Annotated in this window: 3 protein-coding genes and 2 tRNA genes; all 5 read right to left on the bottom strand. The window is 50.3% G+C overall.

The features are described 5' to 3' along the window. On the bottom strand, positions 1 to 599 hold a 599-nt coding region (locus ULO1_RS05555), incomplete at its 3' end, for a GTP-binding protein (protein ID WP_143325414.1). Between the two features lie 104 nt (positions 600 to 703). Continuing rightward, positions 704 to 780, bottom strand: a tRNA-Met gene (locus ULO1_RS05550). 4 nt (positions 781 to 784) lie between these two features. Further along, positions 785 to 860, bottom strand: a tRNA-Met gene (locus ULO1_RS05545). Positions 861 to 938: 78 nt separating this feature from the next. Then, on the bottom strand, positions 939 to 1,586 hold the full coding sequence (gene sigH, locus ULO1_RS05540) for an RNA polymerase sporulation sigma factor SigH (protein WP_078666709.1): 648 nt from the start codon (positions 1,584 to 1,586) through the stop codon (positions 939 to 941). Between the two features lie 80 nt (positions 1,587 to 1,666). After that, on the bottom strand, positions 1,667 to 2,407 hold the full coding sequence (gene rlmB, locus ULO1_RS05535) for a 23S rRNA (guanosine(2251)-2'-O)-methyltransferase RlmB (protein WP_078666710.1): 741 nt from the start codon (positions 2,405 to 2,407) through the stop codon (positions 1,667 to 1,669). Positions 2,408 to 2,528 lie beyond the last annotated feature (121 nt).

Here is a 2,528-nt window from a genome sequence, read left to right as displayed (position 1 = left end):
GCATCCATCAGTTCCCAGATCTTGCCGCACCACTGGCAATCCCGGGAGCCGCAGCCGCACTCCAGCGCCTTGAGGCCGGAACCGACAACAACAGGAATGTCATCACCGGGGAAATCATACTGATTCAACAGCTCCCGCACTTCCATTTCAACCAGTTCCAGCAGCTCGGGATCATCCACCATGTCAGCCTTGTTCAGCCAGACTACGATATGAGGCACACCTACCTGACGGGCCAGCAGGATGTGTTCCCGGGTCTGAGGCATAGGACCATCTGCAGCGGATACAACCAGAATAGCGCCGTCCATCTGGGCAGCACCGGTGATCATGTTCTTAACATAGTCAGCGTGACCAGGGCAGTCTACGTGAGCATAATGACGCTTGTCGGTTTCATACTCAACGTGAGCAGTATTGATGGTAATGCCTCTTTCCCTTTCCTCCGGAGCGGCATCGATCTCATCATAACGCTTGACTTCAGCCTTACCTTGAGTTGCCAGAACTACAGTAATCGCAGCAGTGGTAGTTGTTTTACCATGGTCAACGTGACCGATGGTGCCCACGTTTACGTGAGGCTTAGTTCTTTCAAATTTTGCCTTTGCCATCTCTTCAAACCTCCTACATATATTTTTTGTAGTATTTTGGGCTAAATAAGATTGATTATATGTAAAAAGAAAAACCAGCCATAGGCTGGTTTACCTGACCTTAGTGGTAGCGGCGGAGGGATTCGAACCCCCGACACTGCGGGTATGAACCGCATGCTCTAGCCAACTGAGCTACGCCGCCTTATTGGTTGCGGGGGGAGGACTTGAACCTCCGACCTTCGGGTTATGAGCCCGACGAGCTACCAACTGCTCTACCCCGCGACGAAGAACTGTTACGTCATTGACAAAATCTATTATAGCCTTCCTTGCACCAATGGTCAAGAAGTAAACCCTGCCAATTTAGCCACAGTCCCGTTTTTCCAGATATCTTTCTATTTTTCTTTTTACCCGTTGCAAAGCATTATCAATGGACTTAACATGCCTCTTAAGGTCAACTGCTATTTCCTGATAGGACTTGCCGTCTAGATAGGACATTAACACTTTCCATTCCAGCGAACTGAGCAACTCCCCCATTTTCTCCTCAATGTCATCGAATTCTTCCCTGCTGATAATCAATTCTTCCGGATCTGTAATCTTAGTACCCGAAATCACATCCAGCAAAGTACGATCAGAATCTTCGTCATAAATAGGCTTATTCAGGGAGACATAGGAGTTTAATGGGATATGCTTCTGTCTAGTTGCTGTCTTAATAGCAGTGATGATCTGCCGGGTAATGCACAATTCGGCGAAGGCCCGGAAAGATGATAGCTTATCAGGGCGAAAATCCCTGATGGCTTTATAGAGGCCAATCATCCCCTCTTGTACAATATCCTCCCGGTCGGCGCCGATCAGGAAATAGGATCTCGCCTTAGCCCGCACAAAGTTTTTGTACTTATTGATGAGGTACTCAGCGGCGGCATTGTCTCCGGCCTTGGCCAGTTCTACCACATCCTCATCAATCATTTCCTCAAAACGTTCGCAGGCATCCGGTTGGGCACTCAGACTCAAGGTCATCGCCTCCGCTCTATTTGGTATTACCCGGGGTCGCAGTGATACATAAACTATTATACTCACAGGCTTGGACATAGTCAAGCCTTGCGCTGGCGTTGCCGCAAAACTTCATAAACACAGATGGCTGTAGCAACGGAGGCGTTCAGGGAGTTAATCTTGCCTGACATTGGTATTTTAATCAGAAAATCACAGTTTTCTTTTACCAGCCTGCTCAAACCCTTGCCTTCTCCTCCCACCACCAGAGCCAGCGGCCCGGTAAGGTCTTGTTCCCAAAGGCTTTTTTCTGCCTCTCCGTCCAGACCGGCTACCCAAACCCCTTTTTCTTTCAGTTCCCTGATTATCTGTACCAGATTGGACACCCGGGCCACCGGTACATACTCTACCGCACCCGCAGCAGCTTTCGCCACCGTTCCTGTCAACCCCACATTTCGACGTTTGGGTATAATCACCCCGTGAACTCCGGCCCCTTCGGCAGTACGCAGGATCGCCCCCAGATTGTGAGGATCTTCCAGTTCATCCAGCAAAATCAGCAAGGGCTGTTCTCCCCTGGCTTCCGCCTGGGCCAGTATCTCTTCCCAATCAACATAGGAGGCGGCCGCTACCTGAACCGCTACCCCCTGGTGAGCGGAAGTACCACAGATGCTGTCCAAACGCTCTCTGGTCACTTCCTGGAAAGGTACCCGACTCTCCCGCAAGACTGCCATAAGATTAGGGGGAAGTTTGGTGCCTTTGGCGACCAGGATTTTGTTCAGCTCTCTACCTGCTTTAATCGCTTCCAGTACAGGATTACGGCCATAAACCCATTCCAGTTCACCCATCCTGGCCTGTCCCTGGTTCAAAAAACTTGACTATTTTTATTTTCAGTCAAGTCGGCCCCCAGACCAGGCTTTCGCCTCCTTTCCGAATACTTGATTTGCCCCCGCGGGGCAGGGCGACAGG

Source organism: Carboxydocella sp. ULO1 (assembly GCF_002049255.1).
Classification (GTDB): domain Bacteria; phylum Bacillota.
The sequence above is the reverse complement of the archived record's forward strand: the minus strand, read 5'-3'. Positions and strand labels throughout refer to the sequence as shown.

Excerpts from the sequence above, each read along its gene's own strand:
- rlmB (WP_078666710.1), bottom strand. The coding sequence starts at position 2,407 with ATGGGTGAACTGGAATGGGTTTATGGCCGTAATCCTGTACTGGAAGCG.